General features: G+C 69.2%; 23 protein-coding genes. 22 read left to right on the forward strand and 1 reads right to left on the reverse strand.

Features of this window, described 5'->3' with window-relative positions:
* Positions 1 to 100: 100 nt before the first annotated feature.
* The 11 genes from FPZ12_RS33065 to FPZ12_RS33115 all read left to right on the forward strand — a co-directional run bounded on the left by FPZ12_RS33065 (position 101) and on the right by FPZ12_RS33115 (position 12,422).
* A complete protein-coding gene (locus FPZ12_RS33065; protein WP_166462989.1) occupies positions 101 to 1,075 on the forward strand; it encodes a sugar ABC transporter substrate-binding protein in 975 nt (324 codons plus the stop codon).
* A 20-nt stretch (positions 1,076 to 1,095) separates the two neighbouring features.
* On the forward strand, positions 1,096 to 2,079 hold the full coding sequence (locus FPZ12_RS33070) for an ABC transporter permease (protein WP_144749896.1): 984 nt from the start codon (positions 1,096 to 1,098) through the stop codon (positions 2,077 to 2,079).
* A complete protein-coding gene (locus tag FPZ12_RS33075) occupies positions 2,079 to 2,831 on the forward strand; it encodes an ATP-binding cassette domain-containing protein (RefSeq protein WP_144749898.1) in 753 nt (250 codons plus the stop codon). The genes FPZ12_RS33070 and FPZ12_RS33075 overlap by 1 nt, the downstream gene beginning before the upstream one ends.
* On the forward strand, positions 2,828 to 4,012 hold the full coding sequence (locus tag FPZ12_RS33080) for a CaiB/BaiF CoA transferase family protein (RefSeq protein ID WP_144749900.1): 1,185 nt from the start codon (positions 2,828 to 2,830) through the stop codon (positions 4,010 to 4,012). The genes FPZ12_RS33075 and FPZ12_RS33080 overlap by 4 nt, the downstream gene beginning before the upstream one ends.
* A 16-nt stretch (positions 4,013 to 4,028) precedes the next feature.
* Positions 4,029 to 5,006, forward strand: coding sequence for a MaoC family dehydratase (locus tag FPZ12_RS33085; protein ID WP_144749902.1), 978 nt, complete (start codon positions 4,029 to 4,031; stop codon positions 5,004 to 5,006).
* 90 nt (positions 5,007 to 5,096) lie between these two features.
* Complete coding sequence (locus tag FPZ12_RS33090) at positions 5,097 to 6,455, forward strand: MFS transporter (RefSeq protein ID WP_144749904.1); 1,359 nt, start codon at positions 5,097 to 5,099, stop codon at positions 6,453 to 6,455.
* Complete coding sequence (locus FPZ12_RS33095; protein ID WP_144749906.1) at positions 6,452 to 7,447, forward strand: MaoC family dehydratase; 996 nt, start codon at positions 6,452 to 6,454, stop codon at positions 7,445 to 7,447. Before FPZ12_RS33090 ends, FPZ12_RS33095 begins: the two co-directional genes overlap by 4 nt.
* Positions 7,448 to 7,449: 2 nt before the next feature.
* Complete coding sequence (locus FPZ12_RS33100; protein WP_144749908.1) at positions 7,450 to 9,141, forward strand: thiamine pyrophosphate-binding protein; 1,692 nt, start codon at positions 7,450 to 7,452, stop codon at positions 9,139 to 9,141.
* A gap of 13 nt (positions 9,142 to 9,154) precedes the next feature.
* Entirely contained in the window at positions 9,155 to 10,336 is a 1,182-nt protein-coding gene (locus FPZ12_RS33105) for a CaiB/BaiF CoA transferase family protein (protein WP_144749910.1), read from the forward strand.
* Entirely contained in the window at positions 10,336 to 11,049 is a 714-nt protein-coding gene (locus FPZ12_RS33110) for a GntR family transcriptional regulator (RefSeq protein WP_208026102.1), read from the forward strand. Before FPZ12_RS33105 ends, FPZ12_RS33110 begins: the two co-directional genes overlap by 1 nt.
* Positions 11,046 to 12,422: a xylulokinase gene (locus tag FPZ12_RS33115; RefSeq protein ID WP_144749912.1), complete on the forward strand. Its 1,377-nt coding sequence runs from the start codon at positions 11,046 to 11,048 to the stop codon at positions 12,420 to 12,422. Before FPZ12_RS33110 ends, FPZ12_RS33115 begins: the two co-directional genes overlap by 4 nt.
* Before the next feature lie 206 nt (positions 12,423 to 12,628).
* On the opposite strand, the gene FPZ12_RS33120 is transcribed toward FPZ12_RS33115, so the two are convergent.
* Positions 12,629 to 13,246 (reverse strand): TetR family transcriptional regulator, encoded by a 618-nt coding sequence (locus FPZ12_RS33120; protein WP_144749914.1) that lies wholly within the window; start codon positions 13,244 to 13,246, stop codon positions 12,629 to 12,631.
* Between the two features lie 353 nt (positions 13,247 to 13,599).
* On the opposite strand from FPZ12_RS33120, the gene FPZ12_RS33125 reads away from it, so the two are divergent.
* From FPZ12_RS33125 to FPZ12_RS33175, 11 genes are all read left to right on the forward strand, one after another.
* On the forward strand, positions 13,600 to 15,102 hold the full coding sequence (locus FPZ12_RS33125; protein WP_144749916.1) for an aldehyde dehydrogenase family protein: 1,503 nt from the start codon (positions 13,600 to 13,602) through the stop codon (positions 15,100 to 15,102).
* Positions 15,103 to 15,107: 5 nt separating this feature from the next.
* Positions 15,108 to 15,335 carry a ferredoxin gene (locus FPZ12_RS33130; protein WP_208026103.1) on the forward strand — a complete coding sequence of 76 codons (228 nt, stop codon included), beginning with the start codon at positions 15,108 to 15,110 and terminating at the stop codon, positions 15,333 to 15,335.
* The gene (locus tag FPZ12_RS33135; protein WP_144749920.1) at positions 15,332 to 16,555 is read left to right on the forward strand and encodes a cytochrome P450; all 1,224 of its coding nucleotides are present in this window, start codon (positions 15,332 to 15,334) and stop codon (positions 16,553 to 16,555) included. The genes FPZ12_RS33130 and FPZ12_RS33135 overlap by 4 nt, the downstream gene beginning before the upstream one ends.
* Before the next feature lie 32 nt (positions 16,556 to 16,587).
* Positions 16,588 to 16,977, forward strand: coding sequence for an SCP2 sterol-binding domain-containing protein (locus FPZ12_RS33140; protein WP_144749922.1), 390 nt, complete (start codon positions 16,588 to 16,590; stop codon positions 16,975 to 16,977).
* Positions 16,978 to 16,985: 8 nt separating this feature from the next.
* Positions 16,986 to 18,095 (forward strand): NDMA-dependent alcohol dehydrogenase, encoded by a 1,110-nt coding sequence (locus FPZ12_RS33145; protein WP_144749924.1) that lies wholly within the window; start codon positions 16,986 to 16,988, stop codon positions 18,093 to 18,095.
* Between the two features lie 57 nt (positions 18,096 to 18,152).
* The gene (locus FPZ12_RS33150) at positions 18,153 to 18,725 is read left to right on the forward strand and encodes an RNA polymerase sigma factor (RefSeq protein WP_144749925.1); all 573 of its coding nucleotides are present in this window, start codon (positions 18,153 to 18,155) and stop codon (positions 18,723 to 18,725) included.
* 102 nt (positions 18,726 to 18,827) lie between these two features.
* Entirely contained in the window at positions 18,828 to 19,751 is a 924-nt protein-coding gene (locus FPZ12_RS33155; RefSeq protein ID WP_144749927.1) for an MlaE family ABC transporter permease, read from the forward strand.
* A gap of 13 nt (positions 19,752 to 19,764) precedes the next feature.
* On the forward strand, positions 19,765 to 20,559 hold the full coding sequence (locus tag FPZ12_RS33160; protein WP_144749929.1) for an ABC transporter permease: 795 nt from the start codon (positions 19,765 to 19,767) through the stop codon (positions 20,557 to 20,559).
* 28 nt (positions 20,560 to 20,587) lie between these two features.
* Positions 20,588 to 21,394: an ABC transporter ATP-binding protein gene (locus FPZ12_RS33165; protein ID WP_144749931.1), complete on the forward strand. Its 807-nt coding sequence runs from the start codon at positions 20,588 to 20,590 to the stop codon at positions 21,392 to 21,394.
* 2 nt (positions 21,395 to 21,396) lie between these two features.
* The gene (locus tag FPZ12_RS33170) at positions 21,397 to 22,635 is read left to right on the forward strand and encodes an MlaD family protein (protein ID WP_144749933.1); all 1,239 of its coding nucleotides are present in this window, start codon (positions 21,397 to 21,399) and stop codon (positions 22,633 to 22,635) included.
* A complete protein-coding gene (locus FPZ12_RS33175) occupies positions 22,632 to 23,951 on the forward strand; it encodes an MlaD family protein (RefSeq protein ID WP_144749935.1) in 1,320 nt (439 codons plus the stop codon). Before FPZ12_RS33170 ends, FPZ12_RS33175 begins: the two co-directional genes overlap by 4 nt.

Genomic DNA, 23,951 nt, shown 5'->3' on the forward strand with positions numbered 1-23,951 from the left:
ACCCCACCCCGGTCTTGACAAGCCCCGCCGCGCCATGGCTAGATGTCTAGACGTATAGACCGATGCATTCCTGAGTCGACGATGTCTGAGGAGTGACCCCGTGCCCACCCTTCCCCGCCGCTCGGCGTTGTCCGCCGCGCTGCTCCTGGCCCTCACGGGCTGCTCGACCGGCCTGGAAACGAGGCCCGACAACACAGTCCAGTCCGGCGCGCTACAGGTCGGCGCCCTGATGTACGCCCGCGACCTCGAGTTCTGGCAGCTCGTCGAGGCCGGCATGAAGCAGGCCGCGAACGAGGCCGGGGTGCCGTTGCACGTCGACGTCTCGGACCGGAAGCTGCAGAACGAAAGCCAGCTGCTCGACACCATGTACGCCCGCGGCGACAACGTGCTGCTCGTCGCCCCGTACGACAGCGACGCGTCGTCCGCCGCGCTCCGCAGGGCGCGGGCGCGCGGGCTGACCATCGTGCAGTACGACGAGCGCGTCGACGACCAGTCCTTCGCCTACTTCGTCGGCGTGGATCAGAAAGTGCTCGGCGAAGCGGCCGGCGAAGCCGCGCAGCAGTACATCGACAGCCAACTCGGTGGGCACGCGAAGGCCGCGCTGCTGACCGGGGAGACCGAATCGCACGGCCCGCCGCGGCGGGAATCCTTCCTGGCCAAGGCAACCGGCGCCGAAGTGGTGACGACGACGGAAGCGGTCGGCTCGCCCGAAGCGGGGGCGCAGGCCTTCGAAACCGTGCTGCAGAGCCACCCCGAGACGCAGCTCGTGTTCGCGTGGAACGGCGCGGCGCTGCAGGGGGCGGCGATCGCGGCCCGGCGGCTGCGGTCGCCGGTGAAGATCGTCGGGGTCGACATGTCGCGCCAGCTCGCCGATCTGCTGGGGCAGCGGGATTCCCCGGTGCTCGCCGTCGCCGACCAGGACGCCTACCAGGTCGGCTACCGGACGCTGCAGATCGGCGTGGCGCTCGCGCGGGCGAAACCCGTTTCGCGGGATACCGCCGTGGCCCCGGTGATCTACCGCGCCGGCGACCACGCCGCGCTCGACACGTTCTACCGCGAACTCGACAACCGCTGAGTCCACAAAGGAGTGGTGTGATGACGATCCAGGCCACGGCGCCGCCGGACGGGCGCCGCACGATCGGGCTCGCCTCGTGGCGCGCCGAACTGGGCATCGCCGGCGGGCTCGTGCTGCTGGCGGTGCTGTGGACGGCGTTCGCGCCGAACTTCGCCAGCGGCACCAACCTGTCCATCCTGCTGCAGCAGACCTCCGTGCTGATGATCGTCGCGGTAGGACAGACGTTCGTGATCCTCACCGGCGAGATCGACCTGTCCGTAGGCTCGACGATCGGGCTGACCACCGTGGTGCTCGCGCTGCTCACCGTCGACGCGCACGTGCCACTGCCGATCGCGATCGTGACCGTGTTCGTGATGGGCGCGCTGATCGGGCTGTTCACCGGGATCCTGCGCGTGGTGTGGAACATCCCGTCGTTCATCATCACGCTCGGCCTGCTCACCGCGCTGCAGGGGCTGGCGTTCACGCTGTCCGGCGGGGTGACGGTTTCGCCGCTGCCGGAAGCGCTTTCCCCGTTGTGGGACGGCCGGTTCCTCGGCCTCCCGACGCCGGTGTGGCTGATGATCGTGGTGATCGCGGCCGGGCTGTGGGTGCTGCGCCAGACCCGCTACGGACGGCATCTGTACGCGATCGGCGGCAACACCGAGGCGGCGCGGCGGTACGGGCTCAAGGTCAATGCCCTGCGCGTCAGCACTTTCGTGATCGTGCAGTGCCTCGCGGTGTTCGGCGGCATCCTCTACGCCGCGCAGCTCAACTCCGGCAACGCCACCGTCGGCGACCAGCTGGAACTGGACGTGATCGCCGGGGTGGTGGTCGGCGGCGTCGCGCTGTTCGGCGGCCGCGGCAGGCTGCTCGGCACGGTGGTCGGCGTGCTGTTCATCGAGACGCTGGCCAACGGCCTGACCCTGCTCGGTGTCTCCTCGTACCTCTACCTCATCGCGCAGGGGCTCGTGGTCATCGCGGCGGTCGTGTTCGCCGCGGTGCAGCAGCGCCGGAAGGAGCACTGATGACCGCCCCACTGCTCAAGGCGAGCGGGATCGCCAAGCACTACGGCGCCGTCCGCGCACTGTCCGATGTGGACTTCGAGATCCGACCGGGCGAACTGGTCGGGCTCGTCGGCGACAACGGCGCCGGCAAGAGCACCTTCGTCAAGGCGCTCGCGGGCGCGGTGCAGCCGACCTCGGGAACCTTTGAGCTGGACGGGAAACCGATCCGGCTCGCGTCCCCACAGGACGCCCGCGAGGCGGGAATCGAGACGGTGTACCAGGATCTCGGGCTGTGCGACAACCTGACCGTCGCCGAGAACATCTACCTCGGCCGCGAACCCACGCGCGGCTGGGGCCCGTGGCGGCGGGTGGACCGGCGCCGCATGGGCGCGGAGGTGCGCGAGGTGCTCGGCACGTTGTCGATCAACATGCCGGATCCGGGTGCTCAGGTCACCGCGCTGTCCGGCGGGCAGCGGCAGGCGGTGGCGTTGTCGCGGTGCAAGCTGTGGCAACGACGGCTGGTGCTGCTGGACGAACCCACCGCGGCGCTCGGCGTGCAGGAGAGCGCGCGGGTGGTCGAGACGATCCGGGAGCTGTCCGCTGCGGGCGCGGCGATCGTGCTGATCAGCCACGACATCCCGATGGTACTGGCGCTGACCGACCGGATCGTGGTGCTGCGCAAGGGAAGCAAGGCCGCCGACGTACCCACGGCCGACGTCGGCGAACACGACGTGGTCGCGCTGATCACCGGTGCGAAGAGGGAGGCCGCATGACCGGGGCGCTGGACGGAATCCGGATCCTGGACCTGTCGCGGTTCATCGCCGGGCCGCTGTGCTGCCAGATCCTCGGCGACATGGGCGCCGAGGTGATCAAGGTGGAGCGGCCGGGCGGCGAGGACGCGCGCCGGTTCACGCCGCTGCACAACGGGCATTCGATCTACACGATGATCTACAACCGCAACAAGCACGGCATCACCCTCGACACGCGCAACCCCGAAGCGATCGAGGTGCTCGAGAAGCTGGTCGCGGAATGCGATGTGGTGGTGGAAAACTACCGCCCCGGCACGATGGCGGCGATGGGACTGCCGTATGAGCGGCTGCGCGAGATCAACCCGCGGGTGATCCTCACGTCGATCTCCGGGTTCGGGCAGACCGGGCCGAACACGCAGCGCGCGCTGTTCGACGCGATCGCGCAGGCGGCGTCCGGGCTGATGTCGGTGACCGGCGAACCGGACGGCGCGCCGATGATGGCGGGCACGTTCGTCGCCGACTACATCTCCGCTTTCCACGGTGTGATGGGCACTTTGCTCGCGCTGCAAGGCCGGGACCGGACCGGGCGCGGGCAGCACGTGGACATTTCCTGCGTGGACGCGTTGTTCGCGTGCATGGGCACGCATCCCAGCGCGTACGCGATGCTGGGCAAGGTGCCGGAGCGGACCGGTTCGTGCGACCAGATCACCGTGCCGGCCAACGTGTATCCCGCCTCGGACGGGCATGTCTACCTGCACGCCGGGACGGATCCGATGTTCCCGCGGCTGGCGCGGGCGATGGGGCGGCCGGGGCTGGTGGACGACGAGCGGTTCGGTGACTCGGTCAACCGGCTCGCCAACGTCGAGGCGATCGACGAAATCGTCAGCGCGTGGACGGCGAAGCACACCCGTGCCGAACTGGCGGAACGGCTGACCGCGGCCGGGGTGCCGTTCTCCGAGGTCGCCACGGTGCCCGAGGTCGTGGACTCGCCGCAGGTCGCGGCCAGGGAGATGATGCTCGACGTGACGCATCCCGAGTTCGGCACGGTCAGCCTGCCCGGGATCCCGATCAAGCTCAGCGACACCCCGGGCGAGGTGCGCAAACCCCCGCCGGTGGCGGGGGAGGACAACGACGAGGTCTACCGCCGCGTACTCGGACTGTCCACTGAGGACATCGAGGCGATGCGCGCCGGTGGCGTCATCTGAAACGAGAGGAGAAGGCATGACGGCGCAGGCTTACGTTCCGCCAGGCGCGGGGAAGAAGGAGGCCCGCTACGAGCTGGTGACCATCCCGGAGCCGTTCGGCCCCGTGGAGTTCACCGTGGACGAGGACAAGGTGCGTTCGTACGCGTTCGCGCAGGGCGACTACGGTTCCTGGTACTTCGGGGATTCGCCGTTCGGCGGCCGGGTCGGGCACGCGCTGGTGCTGGCGAACGACCTGCTTTTCCTGTTCTACGACGGCTATGACGGCAACACCGCGCAGGGCCTGCACACCCACGAGCACCTGCGGTTCCACTCGCCGGTCAAGGTGGGCGAGAAGGTCAGGGTGACCGGCGGCTACACCGAGAAGTACGAACGCCGGGGCCAGGGTTACGTGGTGCTGGAAGCCGAGGCGCGCGCCGAGGACGGCAGGCTGCTCGTCACGCATGTGGGGCGCGAGATCATGCGTACCGTCGCCGGGGAAGTGGTGGGGCGCAGCAGTTCCGGCGGCGGTGATGGCCGCCGCGTGCGGGCCGAGGCGCGTGCGGATTTGCCGGTGGCGGAGCACGCGGTGCCCGGCCTCGCCGAGGGCACGCCGGTGCGCGGGCTGCGGCGCGCGTTCACCCAGGACCAGATGGACGTGTTCTCCTGGGCAGGGCACGGTTATGCCAACGTGCACACCAGCATGGAGAAGGCCGCGAAGTCCGGTTTGGACTCAACGATCGTGCAGGCGCAGCAGCAGACCGGGCTGATCGTCGAGGCGATGGTCGCCTTCTTCGGCGCGAGCTGGTTCACCAGCGGCGATCTCGACATGCGGTTCGTGAACCCGACCTTCGTCGGCGAAGCGCTGACCGTGCACGGCGCCGTCCTCGGCGAGCAGGAGGGGCGGCTGGAGCTGGAAGTGTGGACCACCAAGGACGACGGCACCCGCACCGCGCTGGGTTGGGCCTCGGCCGCCCTCGAAGACGTAACCCCCGGCCCGATCCCCTTGCTGGGCTGAGCAAGCCTCACATTGACAGCGGCGCGAACAGGGAACTATAAATGTCTAGTCATCTGGACATCCTCCGCGCCACCCGACAACGGAGTCCTCATGCGTGAAGAAACCCTGGCGGACGCGCCGCCGGAAACCCCGGAAGGGCGGGCGAAACTGGCCCGCCGCGCCGCGGTCGCGAGCCTCGTCGGCACCGCCGTCGAGTGGTACGACTACTTCATCTTCGGCACGGCCTCGGCGCTGGTGTTCGGCAAGCTCTTCTTCCCCAGCCAGAGTTCGATCTCGGGCACGCTCTCGGCGTTCGCCGTGTTCGGGGTGGGCTTCGTGGCCCGCCCGGTGGGTGGCATCGTGTTCGGCCACATCGGCGACCGGCTGGGCCGCAAGGGCGCGCTGATCACCACGCTGCTGCTGATGGGCGGCGCGACGTTCCTGATGGGCGCGCTGCCGACCACCGAGCACGTCGGGATCCTCGCCCCGATCCTGCTGGTACTGCTGCGGATCGTGCAGGGCTTCGGCGTCGGCGGCGAATGGGGCGGCGCCTCGCTGGTCGCCGTCGAGTACGCGCCGGAAGGCAAACGCGGCGCGTACGGGAGTTTCCCGCAGGTGGGCAACGCGATCGGGCTGGTGATCTCGACCGGCGCCTTCGCACTGGTGTCGATGCTGCCGGACGACCAGCTGCTCGCGTGGGGCTGGCGGATCCCGTTCCTGGCCAGCATCGTGCTCGTCCTGGTCGGCCTGCTCATCCGCGTCAAGCTCACCGAAACCCCGGCTTTCGTCGCCGCGCAAAAGATGCTGGAGGAGAAGAAGACCACAAAGGACAAGCTGCCGCTGGCCACCGTGCTGCGGCAGGAGCGCAGGCCGTTGCTGATCACGATGGCGCTGCGGCTTGGCGAGGGCATCTTCGGCTACATCCTGCTGACCTTCGTACTCACCTACGCCACGAACTACACCGACATCGCCAAGGGCGACATGTTGCTCGCGAGCACCATCGCGGCGGCGGTCGGCATCGTGACGTTCTACTTGCTGGGCAAGCTTTCCGACCGGATCGGCCGCCGCCCGGTGTACATCCTCGGCGCCGCGCTCGGGATCGTGACGGTGTTCCCGCTGTTCTGGATCCTGGACACGAACTCGGTGCCGCTGGCGATCGTCGCGGTGACGGTGACCTACGCGATCGGCGTCGGCGCGATGTACGCGGTGGAGCCGAGCATGTTCTCCGAGCTGTTCGCCACCACCACCCGCTACACCGGCGTCTCGCTGGCCGCGCAGATCCCCAGCATCCTCGTCGGCGCCTGGCCCTACGCCGCCACCGCGCTGCTCATCGCGACCGGCGGCAACCCCTGGCCGGTCGTGCTGATCACCGCGGTCGTGCTGGCGCTGGGAATCTGGGCCGCGCTCGCCGCGCCGGAGACCAATCGCAAGGACATCGTCGCGCACGCGACGACCGGGGAAGGAGCGTGACCGAGTTGTGGCGTGACCTCACCGACCCGCGCCGGGCGTCCACAGTGGACGACGTCGAGGCCGGGCTGAAGGAACCGGAGTTCGAGAACCTCGAGATCCCGGAGAAGCTCGGCCCGGTCACGGTCCGGATCGACGATCACAAGATCCGCCGCTTCGCCTTCACCCAGGGCGATCACCACCGCTGGCACACCGAGGAAAGCCCGTTCGACGGCAAGCGCGTCGCACACGCCGCCTTGCTGGGCAACGATCTCGTGCAGCTGTTCACCACCGTGTACGCGGCGTCCAAAGTGGTCGGTCTGCACACCGAAGAGCAGATGTGGTTCGACTCGCCCGCGTTCCTCGACGACGTCGTGACGCTGCAAGGGGAGTACGTCGAAGCGTACGAGCGCCGCGGCCAGGGCTATGTCGTGATGGAGGCGTCCGCGACCGCCGACGACGGGCGAAGCATCGTCCGGCACCGGGGCGTGGAAATCCTGCGCACCCAGCCCGGCGCGGTCGCCGGCCGCGGCAGCTCCACGCCGGAAAAGCGCGTCACCGGCGAGCTTCCCGAGAACGCGCGCCAGCTCGGTGAGACGGCCGAGGAGGGGGTCAGCGCGGGCGGGGTGCTGCCGAAGCTGGAGAAGACGATCACGGCCGAACAGGCCGCGGTGTTCTCGCGGGTCGGCGAGTACGTCAAGAACATCCACAACGACCTCGCGATCGCCCGCGCCGGCGGCCTGCGCGTGCCGATCGTCCAAGGGCAGCAACAGTTCGCGGTGCTCGCCGAGCTGCTGACGAGGTTCTTCGGCACGGAGTTCTTCACCGGCGGCCGGCTGCGCGTCAAGTTCCTGAAAACCGTCGACGTGTTCGAGCCGATCGAGGCACGAGGCGTCGTCACCGCGGTCCGTGACGGGCGCGCCGAGCTCGAGGTGTGGGTGCGCCGCGCCGACGGCGGCCTGAGCGCCGCCGGGTGGGCGTCGAGCCCGCTGCCGCGAAACCAACGAGAGGGATGAGAATGTCGGAACAGATGACCGGGGGCAAGCTGGTCGTGAAGATGCTGGAGTCGCTGGGGGTCACCCACGTCTTCGGCGTCGTCGGGGGCCAGACACTGGCGATCACGGACGCGCTCATCGACACCCCGTCGATCGAATTCGTGCACACCCGGCACGAGGGCGCCGCGGCCGTGATGGCCGACGCGTTCGGGCGGCTCACCGGGCGCCCCGCGGTCGCGATCGCGACCACCGGGCCCGGCGCGACCAACCTGCTCACCGGTGTCGGCGGCGCCTTCCGCGACTCCAGCCCGTCGATCATCATCACCTGCAACAACAACGGCGAGAACATCCACAAGGACGACGCGCAGAACGCCGACCACGTCCAGATCTTCACGCCGTTCACGAAATACGCGCGGCTCGTCGCGCACGCCTCGTCCATCAAGCAGGCGATGGAAGAGGCCTACGTCAACGCGATGACCGGCAACCCCGGCCCCGTGCACCTCGACTTCGCCCGCGACACCATCGAAAAGCCCGTGGAGAACCCGCCCTCGGTGCCCGCCGTGCACCCGGCCCGCGAGTGGGTCGGCGTCCGGCCGGTCGCCTCGCTGGGGCAGATCGCCACGATCGCCGAGCGCGTGCTCGCCGCGAAGAAGCCGGTGATCTGGATCGGCAACGGCGGCAACCGGGCGCAGGCCGCCGATCAGGTGCTCGCGCTCGCCGACGCGCTCGGCATCCCGGTGGTGACCACGTTCAACGGGATGGGCGCGGTGCCCACCACGCATCCGCTGGTGTTCGGCGCGCTGTCCCGGATGGGCACCAACCTCACCAGCCGGGTCATCGCGGACGCGGATCTGGTGCTGGCACTGGGAAACAGCCTCAACGCGGTGTCCACGAGCCGCTGGCGCCTGAAGCTGCCCGAGGTGATCCAGGTCGACGTCGACCCGGCCATGATCGGCCGCTACTACGGCGACGTGACGACGGGCGTGGTCGGGGACCTCGGCGCGTTCAGCGTGGATCTCGTGGCGGCGACGGCGGATCGCGCCGCGGAGGCCCGCGCCTCGCGCGCGGAGTGGATCGAATCCTTGCAGCACGCGGAAAAGCAGTGGTGGGAGATGTCCGCGTCGCTGGACCCCGAGAACAAGGGCGTGGTCTCGCCCGCTGTGGTGGTTCGCGCCCTGCGGGACGCGACGCCGGAGGACGCGGTGCTGATCCCCGACGCCGGAAACCCCGGTGTGTGGTCTTTCCTGTGGCAGATGGAAAAGCCGTACCGCTACATCAAACCGGTCGGGTTCGGGAACATGGGCTTCGCGCTGCCCGCGTCGATCGCGTCGGTCGCGGCCGAGCCGGAGCGCCCCGTGCTCGCGCTGATCGGCGACGGTTCGCTCGGGATGAGCCTCGGCGAGCTGGAGACGCTCGCGCGCACCGGTGGTCCCGTGTGCCTCGTCGTGCTCAACGACTCCAGCTACGGCAACATCCGGCAGGAGCAGGTGCTGCACTTCGACGGCCGCACGACGGGCGTCGACTTCGGCGACGTCGACTTCGCGACGGTCGCCAAGGGCATGGGGCTGCCGGGCAAGCGGGTCACCGACGTGGTCGACCTCGTGGAGACGGTCGGCCTCGCGTTCGCCAGCGGCAAGCCGTTCGTGGTGGACGTCGTGCTGGACCGCGAGCCGAGCGCGTGGACATACCCGGCCTTCGTGCCGCACAAGAACTGAGGGGAGACCGGCAATGGGGCCGCTGCACGGGGTGAAGGTGCTCGACCTGTCGCGTTTCATCGCGGGGCCGAGTTGCGCGCAGACGCTCGCCGACTTCGGCGCCGAGGTCGTGAAGATCGAGCGCCCTGACGGCGAGGACGCGCGCCACCACGAGCCGTTCTACGAGGGCGAGAGCGTCTACACGATGCTCTACAACCGCAACAAGTACGGCGCCACGCTCGACACCCGGCATCCGAAGGCGCTGCCGATCCTGGAGAGCCTGGTGCGCTGGGCGGACGTGGTCGTGGAGAACTACCGGCCTGGCACGATGGCGAAGATGGGCCTGGGCTACGAACGGCTCAAGGAGCTCAAGCCCGACATCATCCTCGTGTCGATCTCGGGTTTCGGGCAGACCGGGCCGCTGTCGAAGCGGGCGCTGTTCGACGCCATCGCGCAGGCGTCGTCGGGGCTGATGTCGATCACCGGCGATGAGGACGGCAGCCCGACGCTGACCGGCACCTACATCGCCGACTACGTGACCGGCTACCAGGCGGCCATCGGCACCTTCGCCGCGCTGATGCACAAGATGCGCACCGGCGAGGGCCAGCAGGTGGACGTCGCGTCGTTGGACTCGATGTTCTCCACCCTGGGCACCCGGCTGATCTCGTGGCTGATGCTCGGGCAGGACATGCCCCGCAGCGGCTCGCGCGATCTGCTGACCGCGCCGGTGAACGTGTACGAATGCGCCGACGGCGACACCTACATCCAGGCGGGCACGAACTCGCTGTTCCCCAAGCTGTGCCGCGCGATCGGGCGCGAGGACCTGCTGGCGAGCGGCGAATACGACACCGTGCCCGCCCGGATGGCCAACGCCGCATTGCTGGAAAAGGCGGTCGCGGACTGGGCGCGGCCGCTCACCTGCGAACAGGTCGGGCAGGTGCTCGACGATGCGGGCATCCCGTTCGCCAAGGTCGCCACCGTGCCCGACGTGGCCGCCTCGCCGCAGATCGCGGCCAGGGGGATGGTCGTGGAAACCGAGCACCCGAAGCTCGGCGCGATCCGGATGCCGGGCAATCCCGTCAAGATGGACAAGTCGCCGCCCACGGTCCGCAAATCGCCGCCTTTGGTGGGTGAGGACAATGAGCACGTGTACGGCACCATTCTGGGGATGACGCCGGAGCAGGTGCTCCAGCTGCGTGAGGACGGGGCGATCTGATGAGGCGCGGGCCGATGTACCGGGTGATCTACGACGACATCGTCGGCCAGATCCGGTCGGGAGCGCTCGCCCCGAACGCCCAGCTGCCGGGCGAGCACGATCTCGCCCGGCAGTACGGGGTGAGCCGGATGACCGTCCGGCAGGCGCTCGACGTGCTCGGCTCGGACGAGTTCGTGGTCCGCAAACAGGGCAGCGGCACGTTCGTCAGCGACCTGGCGCGCCGGGGGCGCCGGTTCAACCGGCTGCGCTCGTTCGCCGCGGAGCTGGCCGGGGCCGAGGAGAAGGTCGGCAGCCGGGTGATCCGCAGCGAGGTGGCCGAGGCACCGGCGGACGTGGCCGAGCGCCTCGGCGTCGCGGAGGGCGATCCGATCAACAGGCTCACGCGTGTTCGCACGGTCGGGGAGAAGCCGGCGGCGTTGCAGGACGCGTGGATTCCGTACGCGGTGGCGCCGGGTCTGGTCCGTGAGCCGCTCGTCGAGGGCTCGCTGTATCGCACGCTGACCGAACGGTACGGCGTCGAGCTGCAGTACGCGGACCAGGCGCTGACGGCCGCGATCCTGGACGCGGAGCAGGCGAAGCTGCTGGAGTCGGAGGCCGGCTCGCCGGTTCTGGCGGGTGAGCGGCTCACGCATTCGGCGTCCGGGGTGGTCGAGTTCACCTACGGCTGGACGCTGCCCGGGTTCCCGCTGCTGCTGCGGATCGACGCGGAATGACCGCTGCGGACGAGGTCGTCGCCGTCGACGTCGGCACCTCCGCGGTGCGTGCTGCCGTGGTGTCGGCTTCCGGCGCGGTGACGGCGTCGGCGCGGGTTTCGCGGGCGGCGAGCGGTGGGGAGTTCTTCGACGCGGAGACCCTGCTGGAGGAGGTCACCGCGGCGCTGGCGCAGCTGGCCGGGGCGCGGCCGCGGGCGCTGGCGATCTCGGCGCACATCGGCACGGTCGCGGTCGACGAGTCCGGGTGCCCGGTGGACCGGGCCGGGGGCTGGTCGGATCCGCGCGGACTGGGTGAGCTGGCGTCGATCCCTTCGGCGGTGCGGGAATCGCTGCTGTCCGCGGGTGGGCGTCCCGCGTTGACCGGCGGTGCGCTGGCGTACGCGTTGTCCGGGGCCTCTGGTGCGCGATATCTGTTGTCGCCCAAGGATTTTCTGGTCGCCCGGCTCACGGGCGCGTTCGCCACGGACACGGTCGACGCGGCTTACACGTTGTTGTCGGAAGTGCGTGCCCGGCGCTGGCACACCGAGGCGATGGCGTCGCTCGGCATCGACCCGGCCCTGTTCCCGCCGCAGGCCGAGCCGACGGCGGTGGTCGGCGAACTGGCGCGGGACTGCGGGTTGCCCGCGGGCACGCCGGTGGTCGCGGGCGGTCCGGACGGGTCGGTCGGGATCGGGCTGCTGCTGGGCACCCGTGGCGCGGCGATCGCCGACGTCGCGGGGACGACGGATGTGGTCGGGAAGCTGGTCGCGGACCCGGATGCGGCCCCCGCGCGGGCGATGCTCAACCCGGCGCTGGTCGGTGGCCGGTGGGTCGCGGGTGGGGCCAGCGGGATGACCGGTGGCGCCGTCGCGCACTGGCGTTCGCTGGTGGGCGCGGCTTCGGACGAGGAGCTGGCCGCGATCCCGCCGGGAGCGGACGGCCTGTTCGTGCTGCCGACGCTGACGGGCAGCCGCTTCCCGCGGTGGCGGGCCTCCGACAGAGGGGCGGTGCTGGGCCAACGCCCCGAACACGCGGCGGCGCACCTGCTGCGGGCGGCGCAGGAAGGGGCGGCGTTCACCGTGCGGGAAGGCCTCGACCTGCTCGATCCGGACGGCACGCTCCCCGTGGCCCTCGCCGGCGGCACGGCGCGCTCGCTGCAAACCGCCCAGGTGCGCGCCGACGTTACGGGCCGCGTCACGCACGTGTGCACCGAGCCCGACGTAACACTCCTCGGCGCCGCGGCACTGGCACTGGTCGGATCAGGCCTGGTGTCCGATGTGGACGATGCCCGTGCCCGGCTGGGCTGCGGATTCCGTTCCCTGGACCCGAATCCGGCGCGGGCCGCACGGTATAGGGAGCTTTTCGTGGAGTGGGCAGGACTGCGGGGCGCTTAGCTCCGCGGCTCGCCCGGGCGTGTTTGCCGCGCTTGCGGACGTGTTTGCCCCTGGCGTCGATATGTTGGCCCGTGGCCCCGGCGGTTGGTGCGTTGGCCCCGGCGGTTGGTGCGTGGACTGGCGCGGACGGCCAACTCGCGGGCGCGGGCGGCCAACACGTCAACGCGGGCGGCCAGCACACGGGGACCCCGCGCCGCGGGCACCCGTCACGCCGCCGCGGCGCCCTCAAGGAACACCCGCACCGACTGGGCGAACAGCTTTTCCGCCGTTCGCCACGTGTTCTGGCGGACGGCGTCGGCCAGTTCCGGTTCCTCGCCGGGGTGGACGTTCGGGAAGACCCGGTTCCTCGTTTCCTCCGGTTTCGACGCCTGGGTGAGCGCGGCGCCCAGCGTGAGGTTCTCCAGGCCGTCGAGGATCAGCACATGGACGTGCGTCGCGACGCCGGCTTTCTGCAGGAATTCGGCCGCGTCGTTGTACCGGGCGCTCAGGATGTCGCGCGGGACGAACTCGAGCAGCACTGAGGCGGCGTTGGGGTGGCGAAGGATCACCCGACGGAAGTTGACGGCCACGGACACGAGCCAGTCGACCCAGTGCTCCGGATCGCGTCTGCGCGGGACGGGCGCCTCCAGCACGATCTTGCGCGCGACCCCGGCCATGATCTCCGCGCGATCGGCGAAATGGTGGTACAGCGAAGGCGCCTTGACGTTGAACTCGCGGGCCAGCCGGGGGAGGCTCGCCGCCGCGAGCCCCTCGGCGTCGATGATCTCGAGCGCTTTCGCGATGACGCGGCCGCGGTCGAGCAGAGGCTGACTTGGTCGGGGCATACCCCGATTATGCCTCTCCCTCGGCGCCCGGCGTGCGGGGAGGAGCCGCGGCGAATTGCCTCTTGTGGCCGGGCGGCGGGGAGTCTAACCTACACCCCTTAGGCGACGGACCGGGCGGGGTGCCGTCTCGGTCCGCTGTGGACCGTCTTCGTGGTCGCGGATCGTGCACGGTAAGCGCTTTCCTCTCACTCGATCGGTGGCCCTGGTATCCCGTTGACCGGCTAAACCTAAAGTGTTAAGGTTCAGGAACTCGGCCGGTCGCCGAGGTGGCGGGGACAAGTACATCGGGTGTTCTCCTTCTCAACAATCATTCGCACTGTCGGTCAACGAGGACAAAGAGGCAGCGAAGTCTGATGCTGAACTATCGGAATTTCATCGATGGTGACTGGCGTGCGTCCGCCGGCCCCACCGTGGCCGTCGACGATCCGTCGACGGGCGAGGTGATCGGGTCCATTCCGGACAGTGGAGCTGCCGAAGTGGACTCCGCGGTCACGGCGGCGCGGCGCGCTTTCACCGAAGGCCCGTGGGCGAGGATGACGCCGGGCGATCGCGCCCAGATCCTGCGCGATCTAGCGGCTTCCCTCGAGTCGCGGTTCGACGAGCTGGTCGACGGACTGGTGGCCGACACCGGCTGCAGTATCCGGATGTGCCCGATGCTGCAGGCGGGCGCGCCGCTGGCGAACCTCCGCGATTTCGCGGAAATGGCGCCATTACTGGAAAAACCGGTCTCCTATCCGATCCAGTCGGCACCGGGCTTCGGGCAGTGGGAGCTGCACCGCGAGCCGGTCGGCGTCGTCGCCGGGTTCATTCCTTACAACTTCCCGCTTTTCATCGCGGTCTGGAAGGCCGCGCCCGCGTTGCTGGCGGGGAACACGGTGGTGCTCAAGCCCTCGCCGCTGACTCCGTACGGGGTCGAAGCTTTTGCCGCCGCGGCAAAGGAAATCGGCCTCCCGGACGGTGTGGTGAACGTGGTGCACGGGGACCGGGAGGCCGGCACGTCGCTCGTGGACCACCCCGGCGTGGATCTCGTGACGTTCACCGGCAGCACGGCGGTCGGCAAGCAGGTGATGAGCTCGGCGGCCCGCACCGCCAAGGAGGTCATCCTGGAAATGGGCGGCAAATCGCCGGCGCTCGTGCTGCCGGACGCCAACGCCGAACTCGCGGTGCGCGGAACCCTGTTCAGCAGCATGATGCACGGCGGGCAGGCCTGTGTCGCCACCACCAGGATGCTGGTGCCCGACTCTCGCTACGACGAGTTCCTCGACCTGCTGGAGCGGCGGGCGAACGAGCTGGTGGTCGGCCCGGCCGCGGACTACGCCACCGACGTCGGCCCGGTCGTCAGCCAGGCGCAGCGGGAAAAGATCGAAAAGTACGTCTCCGCCGCCGTCGAAGGCGGAGCGCGGGTGATCGCCGGCGGTGACCGTCCCGCCGGCGTCCCCGAAGGCGGGCACTACGTCTCGCCGACGGTGCTCGCGGATCTGGGCGAGGACAACGTCGCCGCTCGCGAGGAGATCTTCGGCCCGGTGCTTTCCGTGCTGCGGTACTCCGATGTGGATGATGGTGTCCGGATGGCCAACGACACCGAGTACGGCCTGGCGTCGGCGGTCTGGTCGTCCGATGTGGAGCGTGCCAGGGGCGTGGCCGCGCGGCTGCAGTCCGGGCTGACGTGGATCAACGACGTGGCGCAGGCGGACGTCGCCCGCACCCCGTTCGCGGGCAAGAAGCAGAGCGGGGTCGGCACCGAACTCGGTCCGGACGGGCTTTTCGGCTACACGAAGGTGAAAAGCCTCTACACCGCACTCGACGAGAACCTCGACGCCCGTGCCTATGGCGCCGTCGGCAGCGGATGGGAGTGAGCGGCGTGGCGAACCCCGGAATCCGGGTCGACCGCGAGCTGTGCACCGGGCACGGCCGGTGCTACGCGGCCGCCCCGGAGATCTTCGAACCGGACGACGAAGGTTTCGCCGTCGTGGTCGGCACGGCCGATGACGACGGCGGGCGCGCGGCGCTGAGCGCGGCCGAACGCAACTGTCCCGAACACGCCGTGGAAGTCTTCACCGGCGAACGACTGGAGGGCGAACAGCAGTGAGCACACCGAAAACGGCGGAGAGCCCGGAGTTGCAGACCGACTTCGACATCCACGACCCGGCGAACGCCGACTCCGTCTACGAGTCCTACGCGCGGCTTCGGTCCCAGTGCCCGGTCTCGCATTCCACTGCCTACAGTGGACACTGGGTTTTCACCCGCTACGAAGACATCCACCGGATCGTGCGCGACCCGGAGGTCTTCTCCAGCGAATGCGTGAACATCCCGCCGACCATCGGCCAGGACGGGCCGATGATCCCGCTCGAGGTCGACCCGCCGGACCACACCGTCTACCGGCAGCTGCTCACCCCGCTGTTCTCGCCGACCCGGATGGCCGCGATCGAGCCCGAGGTACGCAAGATCGTCAACGAGCTGCTCGACGAGATGGCGGGCCAGGAGCGGGTCGACTTCATCACCGCGTTCGCGAAACCCTTGCCCACCAAGGTGTTCCTCACGCTGATGGGCTGGCCGCTGTCGGACGCGCCGAAGTTCCACCACTGGACCGACACCATCGTGCTCGGCAAGCCCGGCGCCTCCGAGGAGGAGGCCACCGAGGTGCGGATGGCGGCCGCGATGGAGGTCTACGCCTACTTCGCCGAAATGCTCGACGAGCGCATGGAGAACGGCGGCGGCGACCAGGACGACGTCACCGCGGTGCTGGTCAACGGGAAGTTCCAGGATCGTGAGCTGACCCAGTTCGAGATGCTCAACATCCTGTTCATCATGATGATCGGCGGCCTGCACACGGTGCAGGGCCAGCTCGCGCACAGCGTCATCTACCTCGCCGAACACCCCGAAAAGCGCAGGCAGCTCGTGGACGATCTCGACCTGGTGCCGACCGCGGTCGAGGAGATGCTCCGCTACGAGTCCGCGATCACGCCCGCCCGCGTGGTCAAGCAGGACGTCGAGATCGGCGGCGTCCAGCTGAAGGAGGGCGACCGCATCCTGATCCCGTTCGGCGCCGCCGACCGGGACCCCGAGAAGTTCGACGACCCCGACGACGTCGACCTCACCCGTGACCCGAACCCGCACCTGGCCTTCGGCGGCGGCAGGCACCGCTGCCTCGGCTCGCACCTCGCGCGGATCGAGCTGCGGATCGCGTTCGAGGAGCTGCACAAGCGGTTCCCGGACTACCGGCTCGACCCCGCCGACCCGCCGCACCGCCACCTGAGCCAGGTCAAGGGCGTGGAGAAGCTGCCGCTGGTGCTCGGGCAGTCCGCCTGAGCGCCGTTCACCGAAACCGGATTGGAGTGACCATGGCTGTCAAGTTCGGCACCCTCGACTTCTACAAGGCGATGGCCGACGAGCTCAACAACGACCCGGAGTGGGCGGAGAAGGGCAAGAACCTCTCCTACACGATGGTCTACAACTACCTGGCCCCCGTCGAGGGCTCGTTCTTCGTCGAGTTCGACCACGGCAAGGTCGTCGAGGTCCGTGACGCGTCGACGGCGGACTCCGAGGGCGCGAACTTCGTGATCACCGGCTCCAGCGACGTGTGGCGGGGCGTGTTCGAGAAGAAGATCAACCCGACCGTCGCGCTGACGCGGGGCCAGCTGCGGGTCCGCGGCAAGATGGCCCAGCTGCTCAAGAACATGGCCGCCTTCCAGCACGTCATCGTCGCGATGACGCGCGTGGACTTCGAGTAGGGGGCGCGGTGAAGTCAAGGGCGGCGGTGCTGCTCGAAGCACCGGGGAAATGGGACATCGTCGAGGTCGACGTCGACGAGCCCCAGGAGCACGAAGTCCTCGTCCGCTACGTCTCGGCGGGCCTGTGCCACTCCGACGACCACCTCACCAAGGGCGACGTGCCCTCGGCGCACTACCCGTACTGCGGCGGGCACGAGGGCGCCGGCATCGTCGAGGCCGTCGGCCCCGGCGTGCGTGACCTCGAGGTGGGCGACCACGTGGTGGCCGCGTTCATCCCGGGCTGCGGCCGGTGCAAATGGTGCTCCGCCGGCATGCAGAACCTGTGCGACAACGGCGCCTTCATGATGATGGGCACGCAGCTCGACGGCACGTTCCGGTTGCACCACAACGGGGCCGACGTCGCGCAGTGCTCGCTGGTGTCCACTTTCTCCGAGTACAGCGTGCTCCCCGAGTGGGGCGCGGTGAAGATCGACAAGGACATCCCGCTGGACAAGGCCGCGCTGGTCGGCTGCGGCGTCGCCACCGGCTGGGGTTCGGCGGTCAACGCCGCCGCGGTCAAGCCGGGGCACGTCGTGATCGTGATGGGCGTCGGCGGCATCGGCATCAACGCCGTGCAGGGCGCCAAGCACGCCGGCGCGACGCGGATCATCGCGGTGGACCCGGTGGAGTTCAAGCGCAAGAGCGCGCTGGAGTTCGGCGCCACCGACGCGGTCGAGAACATGGTGCAGGCCACCGATCTCGCGCAGTCGCTGACCTACGGCCAGGGCGCGGACTCGGCGATCGTGACCGTCGGCGTGGTCAAGCCCGACCACGTAGGCGACGCATTCGCCGCCGTGCGCAAGGCCGGCACCGTCGTGGTGACCGGGGTCGCGAACGTCGACGAGGCGACCATCCCGGTCAGCCTGTTCGAGCTGGCGATGTTCCAGAAGCGGATCCAGGGCGCGCTCTACGGCATGCTCTCGCCGTCGAGCGCCACGCCGTTCCTGCTGGACCTGTACCGGGCGGGCGCGCTGAAACTCGACGAGCTGGTGAGCCGTCGTTACTCGCTCGAAGAGATCAATCAGGGATACGAGGACATGCACGCGGGCACCAACATCCGCGGCGTGATCGATTTCTGATTTCCCTGTGGTGGCGCCGGTATTTCTCGTCCCGAGAAGTCCATTGAGGAGGGTTCGATGTCCGTGTGTGATGACTCCTGGGAACTCGTGCACGCGGTGCAGGGCGGCGACCTTCCGATGTTCGGCGAAATCTACCGGCGCTACCATTCCTCGCTGATCGGTTTCTTCGTGAGCAGGCAGTTCGACCGGGCCACGGCCGAGGATCTCACCAGCGAGACGTTCGTCCGTGCCCTGCAGGCGATCCGGACGGTGCGCTACCAGGGCCGGGATCTCGGCGCCTGGCTGGTCACGATCGCCCGCAACCTCACGCTGGACTACCGGAAATCGGGCCGGGCGCGCCGGGAGACCTCGGTGCCCGAGGTGTTCGACCTCGACGGCACGGCCGCCGGCCCGGAGGTTCGGGTGCTGGCCGCGATGGAGCTGGACCTCGTCTGCGACCGGCTGGGCGAACTCACCGGGGAACAACGGAACTGCTTGCTGCTGCGAAGAATCCACGGCTATTCGGTCGCCGAAACAGCCGCGCTGCTCGGCCGTTCCGAAGGGGCCACCAGGGCGTTGCAGCACCGCGCCGAGCGCGCGCTCGCTTCGCTGATGGCCGACGCCGGGAAAGTTCCGGCCGAAAACCGTTAGTTTTTATTGACCACTGTGGACTTGACGTCGGTCTCTCGCCTGTGCTTAAACTAATGGCAATAGGTTGACGAACCGCCGCGAACGCCTCAACGGGGAGACGAAATGCGTGAGTCGCAAGGGCGGCCGGCGTGGCCGGGCGAGGGTGGCGATTCCGCCGGCTCGGGCCTGGGCTCGGCGGCGGTGCTCGCCGACCGGCCCACCGGCCCGCCGCCGGTCTTCGAAACACCGCCGCTGGCCGGCAAACTCCCCGGCGGGGTGTTCGGCCTGCTGGAACAGGCCGGCGCGATGGCCCAGCTGCTCGGCGAAGTCGTCTGGAGCGCGATCCGGCGCCCGGTCGGGTACTGGCGCGCGGTGCGCGACGAGATGTACACGCTGCTGAAGCTGTGCTGGTTCCCGATGATCCTCGCGGTGTTCACCTTCGGCGTGATGGTCGCGATCCTCGGCATCAACTTCACCACCCTGATCGGCGCGAACAACCGGTACGGGCAGTACTTCTTCATCGCGAGCGTGCGGGAGTTCTCGCCGTGGATCAACTCCATGGTCGTGGCCGGCATCATCGGCGCCGCGCTCGCCGCCGATCTCGGCGCCCGCCGGGTGCGCGAGGAGCTGGACGCGCTGAAGGTGCTGGGCATGGACCCGGTGCGCGAACTGGTGCTGCCGCGGGTGGTGTCCGCGGTGTTCATGACCGCGCTGCTGAACATGGTCGCGATCATGATCGCCGTCCTTTCCGGACTGTTCGGCATCATCGTCTTCGGCGGGGTCTCCGGCGGCGAGTACTTTTCCACGCTGTACGCGAATCTGACGCCGGTGGAGGTGTGGGGCAGCTTCATCAAGAGCGCCGTGTTCGGTCTGGTGATCGGCGTTGTCTGCTCCTACAAGGGTTTCACCGCGCAGGGTGGCGCGATCGGCGTCGGGCGCGCGGTGAACCAGGCCGTGGTCATCTCGTTCGTGGTCATCTGGCTGGTCGATTTCGCGTTCAGCTCCATCATGCTCGGGCTCAACCCCGAGATGCAGACGGTGCGCTGAGGAAGAGGATCCGATGACGAGCTTGCAGACCGGCAGGGTGGCCGGGTTCCTCGGCAACACCGCCGACGTGGTGCGGTTCTCCGCGAGCGCCGTGCGGAGCGTGGGGAAGACCCGGCTGTATGTGTCGGAAGTGTTGCGGCAGGCGGGAATCCTGGTGCTCTCCAGCGGCCTGGTGATCTGGGCGATGGAGTTCGTGATCGGCGGCGTGTTCGCCGTCGAGGGGCACTACATCAGCCGGCAGTTCGGCGCGCAGGGGCTGGTCGCGGTGTTCCCCGCGCTCGGCGGGCTGCGCACCTGCGCCCCGGAGATGTGGGGCTGGATCCTCGCCGCGAAGGTCGGCTGCGGCATCGTGGCCGAGCTCGGGTCGATGCGCATCACCGAGGAGATCGACGCGCTGCAGGTGATGGGGATCCGGCCGAAGCCCTATCTGGTCGGCACCAGGGTGCTGGCCGCGTGGATCGCGATGCCGTTCCTGTACCTGGTGGGACTCGGCCTGATGTACGTCGCCTCGTACCTGATGCTGGTGCCGGTGCTCGGCACCGTCTCCGAGGGCGGGTTCTCCGCCGTGCTGTGGGCCTTCCAGAGCCCGCTGGACATCCTGTTCTCCTTGCTGTGGACCATGATCGCCGGAACGCTGATCGTGCTGGTGGCCTGCTACTACGGGTTCAACGCGCGCGGCGGGCCGGTCGGGGTCGGCCTCAACACCGCCAAGTCGATGCTGGTGAACATGGTGCTGATCAGCGTCGTCGGGATGATCTGCCAGCAGCTGTTCTGGGGCGGCTTCCCCAACGCTCCCATCGGTAACTGACATGCCCACTTTTCCCTTCGGAGGTCCCATGCTCGGGGAAGCCACCGCGACCCAGCCGATCCCGCCGGTGCGGGACCCTGGCGCGCCCACGGTCGAGATCCGCGAGGTGTACAAGTCGTTCGGCTCGTTCGACATCCTGCGCGGGCTGAACCTCAGCTTCGCCAACAACGCCATCACCACAGTGCTCGGCCCTTCCGGTACCGGGAAGAGCGTGCTGCTCAAGCACATCGTGGGCCTGCTCGAACCGGATGCCGGTGAGGTCATGGTGTTCGGCGACGACATCTGGAAGGCCAGCGAGGACGACCGCTACGAGCTGCGCAAGCGGTTCGGGGTGCTGTTCCAGGACGGCGCGCTGTTCGGCTCGATGGACGTGTACGACAACGTGGCGTTCCCGCTGCGCAAGCACACCAGCATGACCGAGTCCGAGATCGAGGAAGTCGTGATGGGCCGGTTGCGCGAGGTCGGTCTCGAAGCGGCCAAGAACAAGGAGCCCGGCTCGATCTCCGGCGGGATGCGCAAACGCGCCGGTTTCGCGCGGGCGCTGGTGATGAACCCCGAGGTCGTGCTCTTCGACGAGCCGGACTCCGGGCTCGACCCGGTACGCACCAGCCTGCTCAACGACCTGATCCTGCAGATGCACGCCGAGCACGGCGGCACCTACGTGCTGGTGACGCACGACATCCGGACGGCCCGCAAGGTTTCCGACTACGTCGGGCTGATCTGGAAGGGCAAGCTGATCCACTATGGACCGACCGAGGAGGCCTTCGCCTCCGAGGACCCGTTCGTCCGGCAGTTCCTCGCCGGTGACTCGGCCGGGCCACTGGGGATGGACTGACGATGAAACGCGGGACAATCCTCCGGATCGCTCTCGCCGCCGCGGTGGTGATCGCCGTGGTCGCGGGATACACGTTGTGGCCCAAGGGAAACGACGGCTACGAGGTGCGACTGGTGATGCCATCCGCTGCCGGGCTCGTCGGCGGCGCGCCGGTGCGCGTCAACGGTGTCGACGTCGGGCAGGTCGCGGACATCGCGGCGAAGGACAACCAGGCCGTCATCACGGTGAAGCTGGACAACACGCACGCCCCGCTCCACAGTGGATCCACCGCGTGGGTGGAAACGCGGTCGGTGCTGGGGGAGCGCAATATCGAGATCCAGCCCGGCCCGGCCACGAACCCCGCCGTGCCCTCCGGTGGTCTCGTCGAAGCGCGGCCGCAGGTCAACGTCGAGGACCTCCTCGAAGCGCTCGACCCGCAGACCCGCCAGCACGTCAGCGGGCTCGTCCAGCAGCTCAACACCACGCTCGCCGGCAGCCAGAACGACGTGAACGCGACGATCCACGCCGCGGGCCCGACCGTCGAAGCGCTGGGCGAGGTGCTCGGCGCGATCGGCCAGGACGGCCCCGCGATCCGCGAGCTGGTCACGAAATTGAACGGGATGACCTCGACGCTCGCGCAGCGGCAGGACCAGCTCAGCGGTACGGTGCGCAACCTCGCGTCGGTCGCGGAAACCGCCGCGGACCAGCAAGAACAGCTCACCTCGGCGCTCAGCCAGCTCCCGGCCACGTTGTCGGCGGCCAAGACGGGCCTGGACAAGATGCCCGCCGCGGCGGACGCGACCCAGCCGCTGCTGGACGACCTGCGCCCGGTCGCCGACAAACTTCCCGGTGTCGCGAACGATCTCGGCCCGCTGCTGACCGATTTGCGGCCGACGATCGCGGACCTGCGCCCCACCCTCGACTCCGCGAACACGCTGCTCGACTACACGCCCGGCCTGCTCGACGCCGTGCACAACACCGCGCCCGGCCTCAACGCCGCGGTGCAGGGGTTGGCGCCGACACTGAAGTACTGGCGCCCGTACACCCCGGAGCTCGCCGGGTTCCTCGCGAACTGGGGTTCGGTCTTCGCCGCTTACGACTCGGTCGGCCACTACATCCGCGGTCTCGTCGTGCTTTCCCCGACGAGCGCCAACTCTCTGCCGGTCAACTCGCTGCCGGGCTTCACGCGTCAGGTCGCGCCGAAGCCTGGTGAAGCGGGCGGGCAGCCGTGGACCGACGCCAACGGGGAGGGCATGCGATGAAGACGTGGTTGCGTGCCACCCTCGTGGTGGTCGTGGTCGCCGCCGTCGCGGTGACCGGGGTGTTCGTGTGGCAGGACAAGAAGGACAGCGGCCAGGCGACCGTCGTCGCGATGTTCGCCGACGCGTCCCCGCTGATCCCCGGCAACACGGTGAACCTGCGCGGGATGAAGATCGGCGAGATCACGGACATCGCGCTGGAGCACGGGCAGGCGCGCGTCGTCATGTCCGTGGACAAGGGCGTGCTCCCGCTGCACACCGACGCCCGCGCCACCGTCCGCCCGGTCAGCCTGCTCGGCGAGCGTTACGTCGAACTCGACCCGGGGACGGCCGCGGCGCCCGCGCTGCCGGCCGGCGCGGCCATCGGCTCGGACCACACGAGCGCCTCGGTGGACCTCGACCAGATCCTGAACTCGCTCGACGACCCGACCTCGACGGCGCTCGCCACGCTCGTCACGACGATGGGCGAGGGCACCGGCGGCCGTGCCGGCGACATCGACGCCGCGCTCAAGGCGCTGCAGCCGGTGATGACGCAGACCGACCAGCTCAGCGGTGTGCTCAACGACCAGAACAGCGTGCTGACCCAGCTGCTCGACCGGGTCAAGCCGGTCGCGGACTCGCTCGCGGCGAACCAGGGCAAGAACCTGGACCAGCTCATTTCCTCCTTCACCGCAACGATTTCCACGATCTCCTCGAACCGTGAGGCACTGCAGTCCACCCTCACCGAGCTGCCCGGTTTCCTCGCCGGCGCGCGGCGCGCGGTGCAACAGCTCGCCGGGGTCGCGAACGAGACCACGCCGATGCTCGCCGACATCCGCCCGGTCACCGACAACCTCACCACGATCAGCCAGGAGCTGAAGACCTTCGCCGACACCGCCGACCCGGCGCTGGCGGCGGCGCGGCCGGTGCTCGACCACGCGAAGACGCTGCTCGACCAGGCCGCGCCGCTGGTCAAGTCGTTGCAGCCGGCGATGGTCGACCTGCGCGCCGCGTCCGAGGCTTCCGTGCCGCTCGGCAAGGAACTGGCCGACAACCTCGACGGGCTGCTCGCGACCGTCACCGGCTGGGGCCTGGCGTGCACCGGCTACGACTCCGTCTCGCACTACTTCCGCGGGATGCTCGTCGCCACCCCGACCCCGCTCTTGCAGACCGTGCAGGCGGAGGCCACCGGCGGGCCCGGTGGCGGGAAAAGCGCGCCGCGGCAACAGGAACCGCAACCCACCCAGCAGGCGCCGGTCACCGATCCGCTGACCGCCACCGGGCTGACCCAGGACCAGGAGAAGTCGTTGCTCGGACAGTTGCTCGGCGGGGGGCGGTGA

This window comes from Amycolatopsis acidicola (assembly GCF_007713735.2).
Lineage (GTDB): Bacteria > Actinomycetota > Actinomycetes > Mycobacteriales > Pseudonocardiaceae > Amycolatopsis_E > Amycolatopsis_E acidicola.